At 73.9% G+C, this 5,684-nt stretch carries 5 protein-coding genes; 2 read left to right on the top strand and 3 right to left on the bottom strand.

Features of this window, described 5'->3' with window-relative positions:
* A partial coding sequence (locus ACWGDE_RS35440) for a molybdopterin-dependent oxidoreductase (protein WP_453393180.1) occupies positions 1–1,010 on the top strand: 1,010 nt, incomplete at its 5' end.
* 24 nt (positions 1,011–1,034) lie between these two features.
* On the opposite strand, the gene ACWGDE_RS35435 is transcribed toward ACWGDE_RS35440, so the two are convergent.
* Both ACWGDE_RS35435 and ACWGDE_RS35430 read right to left on the bottom strand, forming a co-directional pair.
* The gene (locus tag ACWGDE_RS35435; protein WP_453393179.1) at positions 1,035–2,051 is read right to left on the bottom strand and encodes a metallophosphoesterase family protein; all 1,017 of its coding nucleotides are present in this window, start codon (positions 2,049–2,051) and stop codon (positions 1,035–1,037) included.
* Positions 2,052–2,122: 71 nt separating this feature from the next.
* A complete protein-coding gene (locus ACWGDE_RS35430; protein WP_453393178.1) occupies positions 2,123–2,938 on the bottom strand; it encodes a hypothetical protein in 816 nt (271 codons plus the stop codon).
* A 264-nt stretch (positions 2,939–3,202) separates the two neighbouring features.
* Here ACWGDE_RS35430 and ACWGDE_RS35425 point away from each other — a divergent pair, with 264 nt between their 5' ends.
* Positions 3,203–4,270 (top strand): alpha/beta hydrolase, encoded by a 1,068-nt coding sequence (locus ACWGDE_RS35425; RefSeq protein ID WP_453393177.1) that lies wholly within the window; start codon positions 3,203–3,205, stop codon positions 4,268–4,270.
* Between the two features lie 84 nt (positions 4,271–4,354).
* On the opposite strand, the gene ACWGDE_RS35420 is transcribed toward ACWGDE_RS35425, so the two are convergent.
* Positions 4,355–5,599 (bottom strand): cytochrome P450 family protein, encoded by a 1,245-nt coding sequence (locus ACWGDE_RS35420; protein WP_453393176.1) that lies wholly within the window; start codon positions 5,597–5,599, stop codon positions 4,355–4,357.
* Positions 5,600–5,684: the final 85 nt, after the last annotated feature.

Below are 5,684 nucleotides of genomic sequence, written 5' to 3'. Positions count from 1 at the left end.
CCTTCGGCTCGGCGGGGGCCACGGGCTCCCGGGCCGGCTTCGTCCTCCCGGCGCCCTCCGTGCCGGCGCCCCCGGTCCCGGCCGGGGCGGATCTGCGGATCCCCGGGGCCTCCCCCTTCATCACCCCGAACCGCGACTTCTACCGCGTGGACACCGCCCTGGTCGTCCCGCGCGTGGACGCGGACGCCTGGCGGCTGCGCATCCACGGCGACGGGGTCACCAAGCCCCTCGACCTCGGCCTGCGCGAGCTGCTCGCCCGCCCGCTGGTCGAGCACGACGTCACCCTGACGTGCGTGTCCAACGAGGTCGGCGGCCCGTACGCGGGAAACGCCCGCTGGCTCGGCGTACGCCTCGCCGACCTGCTCCGCGAGGCCGGGGTGCGGCCGCCGTCGCAGGGCGGTCCGGCCGATCAGCTGGTGGCGCGCTCCGTGGACGGGATGACCCTCGGCACCCCCGTCGAGGCCGTGATGGACGGCCGGGACGCGCTGCTGGCCTTCGGGATGAACGGCGAGCCACTCCCCTTCGCGCACGGCTTCCCGGTACGGATGGTCGTGCCGGGCCTGTACGGCTACGTCTCCGCGTGCAAGTGGCTGAGCGAGCTGCGGCTGACCACCTTCGCCGCGTACGACGCCTACTGGGTGCGCCGGTCCTGGGCCGCGCAGGGCCCGGTCAAGACCCAGTCGCGCATCGACACCCCGCGGCCCTCCGCCGAACCGGCGCCGGGCCGGGTGGCGGTCGCCGGGGTGGCGTGGGCGCAGCACCGGGGCATCGCACGGGTCGAGGTACGGGTGGACGAGGGCCCGTGGCAGGAGGCCCGGCTCGGGGACGCGGACGGCGACGACACCTGGCGCCAGTGGGTGTGGCCGTGGGAGGCGACCCCCGGCCCGCACACCCTGGAGGTCCGCGCCACGGACCGGACGGGGGCCGTGCAGACGGGGGAACGGCGGGGAACGGTCCCTGACGGGGCCACCGGCTGGCACTCGGTGACGGTGCGCGTCCGGTCCCGCTGAGGGGGAACGCCGGTCCCGCTCGCCTCAGGCCGCCGGGCTCCCGGGCGCGGGGCAGATCATCATGCCCGGGCCGGCCAGGGCGCGGGCCGTGCTCAGCAGGGCGGGAGGCGTGGCCGCGGTGAGGGTCCACACGACGGCGCCGCCGGCGCGCGGCCGCGGGACCTCCGCGAACCGGGCCCGCAGGTCGGCCTCGGCGCTCTCCGCGGACGGGAGGTGGAGGTCCTCGTAGCGCACCGGGGCGGTGTCCACCTGCCGGATCTCGATGCGGCCACCGGCCCAGGTCCGGCCACTGCCGCTGCCGCCGGCGTCCGTCCGGAGGTCCGCCGCCCCGGCGCCGCCCCCTATCCGCAGTTCGGTGAAGCCGCGCCCGCCCCGTTCGCCGGGGCCCCGGGCGTGCGTGTTGCCCGGGTACACCGCGAACGCGCCGGTGTCCGGGACGAGCCGGTGGTGGACGTGGCCGAGCGCCCAGTAGTCGTATCCGGCGCGCGCCAGGGTCCCCGGGTCGGTGGGTGCGCAGATCCGGCGGCTCCAGGCGCCGTGCAGGCTGGTGTGCAGGAGCCCTATGTTGACGGTGCCGGGGACCGGGCGCGGATATCCGGCGGCCAGGTCGCGGCGCTCGTCGGGGTCGCCCACGGACTGGCCGTGGACGGTGATCCCGAGGTCGGGCCAGGACACCGACTCGGGGGCGTCCGCCGCGAGCCAGCGCACGGACGGCGGAAGGTGCAGCTTGTGCGGCAGCGGGCTCTCCGCGTCGTGGTTGCCCGAGACCACGACCGTGCGCAGGCCCGCCTCGTGGAAGGCGGCGAGCGCGTCCTGGCAGGCGGCCAGCGCGCGGGCGTCGGCGTGCCGGCGGTCGAAGACGTCCCCGGCGAGGAGCACCGCGTGGTAGCCGTCCCCGGTGATGTGGCGCACGGCCGCGCGCAGGGCCTCGTACGGAGCCTCGTACGGGTCTGTCGCGGGCGCCCCGGGGTACTCCGCCAGCCCCTTCAGGGCGGACCCTATGTGCAGGTCGGCCAGATGGGCCACGCGTACCGGACCCACGCGTACCGGACCCACCTGCGTCGGGCCCCCATGTACCGGGCCCACGCCTATCGGACCCGACCCGGACGCCTTCACAGGCCGAGGACGAGATCGGTCTTGTAGGCGTCGCGCTCCAGCAGCCAGCCCTCGGCCCGGAGCTTGCCCATCATGTCGGAGCGCAGTTCGACGGCTTCCCGCAAGGTGTGCGCCTTGGCGGTGATCTCCGCGAACCAGGTCGGGTCCCCGGAGGCGGAGCACAGCCGGCTGACTTGTGTCTCCATCGCGTGATCGAGCATGCGGCCAGGATAGTTCGCCTGGCTCACGGGGCCGTGGAGACGGGAAGAAGCGGTGACCGCCTCCGCCCATCCGGCCGGTTTCGCACCCCACCGGGCGAGCTTTCCGGGGAGCCGGTCCAGGACGAGGGCCCGGGAGGCCTCCAGGCCGGGGAGCTCGCCGGGGGCCAGCCCCGGGACCGGGCGGCACTTCTTGTTGGTGAGGTCGAGGGTGGCGCGGGTGTGGCTGAGATTGACCTGGACCCGGTAGTTCCCGTCGCCGGTGGCGAAGTTGTGCTCGCCGGCCCGGTCCATCACGCGCCGCACCTCGGCCGGGTCCGAGCCGTCGCCGGAGATGTCGAAGCGGGCCTTGTAGGCGAGGCGGACGCGGTTCTCGTCGTCGTGGCGCCGGATGCGCACGATCCAGCCCTGGCCGTTCAGGCTCTTCCCGGCGTCGTCCACGTACTGCGCGACCTCGACGCGGCCGGGCTCGCCGAGGGACAGGGCGGTGGCCGCCGCGTCCGTGGGCAGGCCGTCGGCGTCCAGCACCTGCTCGGGGTCGACCAGCAGTTTGACCTGGTAGACCGCGCGCGCCGCGAGCGTCGGCGACAGCCCCGGGCGCGCCCCGGACTGCATCCGGCGATTGGTTCTTTTCGGAGTGTTCCGCATATCCCCGTCGATCATGCCGTATACGACACCAGGGCGGGCGAAACCTCCGGTACCGCGCCGGTGAACAGGCGGCGAATCTACCCCAGGACACCGTCCCCGACCGGCGGAGCCCGTCACTCCCCCGGCCGACATGCCGCGTTTCACGCCTCGCCGGGGCGGCACCCGCCCCGGATCGAACGTATTGTCCGGATATTACGGTGAAAGTGGTCCCGCACGTCAGGAGCCGGCGCAGTGGAGCTGACCAGTACGTCGTTCCTCGTCACTCTGCTCGTCGTCACCGGGCTCGCCATGCTGGCCGCGCTGCTCCTGTGGAACCGGATTCCCGGCCCGGGCTGGGTGCGCTGGCCGGCCCGGCTGGTGATGATCGGCCTGTGCCAGCTCACGGCCATCTGCGTGGTGGCCACCTGGATCAACGGGAGCTACGGCCTCTACTCCTCCTGGGACGACCTGCTGGGCACCGACACCGGGACGAACTCGGCCATGACCGGGCCGCCGCTGGGGCGGGCCAAGTTCACCCTGGGGGGCGACGGCACCCGCAGCACGTACTTCCGCGGCTCCCATTCGAAGCTCGCCGGCCAGGTGATCGTGTGGACGCCCCCGGAGTACGACGCCCCGGGCTCGGAGAAGACCCGCTTCCCCGTGCTGATGCTGCTGCACGGCTACCCGGGCTCGCCCCGCACCTGGATCGACCTCGGCGACATGCCCGGCGCGCTCCAGCAGCTGGTCCAGCTGGGCGCGGCGCACCCCTTCATCCTGGTCATCCCCGAGCTGTACCCCGGCGGGGTCAACACCGACTGCTCGAACACCCCGCAGCGCAAGGTGGCCGACTGGCTCGCGGAGGACGTGCCGGACCTGGTCTCCAAGAACTTCCGCACCCTGCCCGAACCGAAGGGCTGGGGGCTGATGGGCATCTCGACCGGGGCGTTCTGCGCGGCCAAGCTTCCGCTCCAGTACCCGAAGGCGTTCCGGGCGGGCGCGGCCCTGGACCCGGATCCGCTGACCGGGGACTCCGGGGTGCTGGCCGACCCGGTGCTGCGGGAGCGCAACAGCCCGATGTGGCTGGTCCGGCACACGAAGAAGGCGGACACCGGCCTCTTCCTGGCCACCTCCGCGCAGGACAAGGACAGCCCGCCGCAGCAGCTCGCCGCCTTCGCCGAGGCGGCGGAGGGCACCGGGGTCCGGGTCAAGACCCTGGTCCGGCCGCAGGGCGGGCACAACTTCCAGACCTGGATCGGGATGTACCCCGACGCGCTGGGGTGGCTGAGCACGGAGGTCTCGCCGCCGGCCGCGGTCCCGTAGCGCGCAGGCCCGTAGCGCGCAGGGCCGTACCGCGAAGGGCCGCGCCCCGAGAGAACAACGGTCCCCCGGGGCGCGGCGCTCCTCCTACTTGCCCGTCAGGCGGACCGGCAGCGACTCCACGCTGTTGCCTATGAAGCTGCGCTGGTGCGGGAGTTCGGCCTCGGGCACGGCCAGGTCGAGGTCCGGGAAGCGGGTGAAGAGGGCCTCCAGGGCGATGGTGGCCTCCAGCCGGGCGAGCGGCGCGCCGACGCAGTAGTGGGCGCCGTGTCCGAAGGCGAGGCTGCGCGCGGCGGTGGGCCGGGTGACGTCGAAGCGGTCGGCGTCCGGGCCGTGGAAGGCCTCGTCGCGGCCGGCGGCCGTGTATCCGGCGAGGACCGGGGTGCCCTGAGGGATGACGGTCCCGTCGATCTCGAGGTCCCGGGTCGGGTAGCGGAACGGGAACCAGCTGACCGGGCCGTCGAAGCGCAGGGTCTCGTCGACCACGTCCGACCAGGTGGCCCCGCCCTCCAGGACCAGCGCGAGCTGGTCGCGGTGGGTGCACAGGGCGCGGACGGCGTTGCTGATCAGGTTGAGGGTGGTCTCGTGGCCAGCGACCAGCATCAGCCGCATGGTGCCGATGAGTTCGGCCTCGCTCAGCCGGTCGCCGTCTCCGTCGCGGGCGGCTATCAGCGCACTCGTCAGGTCCTCGCCCGGCGCGGCCCGGCGGGCCGCCGCGATCGCGCCGATCAGCTCGACGAGCTCCCGTACGGCCGTCATGACCTCGGCCGGGGTGGTGTCGGTCGCGATGATGACCTTGTTCGACAGCTCGTGCAGCCGGCCCCGGTGCTCGGGGTCCACGCCGAGCAGTTCGCAGATCACGCTCATCGGGAGCGGGAGCGCGAAGTGCGTGCGCAGGTCGGCGACCCCGTCGGCGTCCTGCTCCGCCGCGCGCTCCAGGTCGTCCAGCAGCCCGGCCGTCAGCTCCTCCACGCGCGGCCGCAGCCGCTCCACCTGGCGGACGGTGAAGGCGTTGCCGACCAGCGAGCGCAGCCGGCGGTGGTCGGCGTCGTCGGCGGTGTGCATGCCCTGGGCGTTGGCGAAGACGCGCAGCGGCCAGTCCGGGGCGATGGTGCCGTCGTGGAGGGCGCCGAAGTGCCGGGCGTCCTTGGCGACGTCGGGGTGGGCGAGGAACTCCTTCAGCGCCTCGTGGCCGAGGACGACCGCGCCGGGTACACCGCCGGGGAGCACCACTTCGGCTACGGCGCCCTGGGCGCGCAGCCGGGCGTTGAGGGCGTGCGGGCAGCCGCCGGCGGGGTCGATGACGTGCGCGCGTGCGTGATCGGAGGACAAGCCTGGTCTCCTGACGATATGAACGGATCTCGGCCAACAGTGCGGCCTGAGGGGCGGGTTGTTCAAGCCCGCCCCCGTACCGTCT

Source organism: Streptomyces sp. NPDC054956, from assembly GCF_053609185.1.
This window is presented reverse-complemented; position numbering and strand designations above follow the sequence as displayed.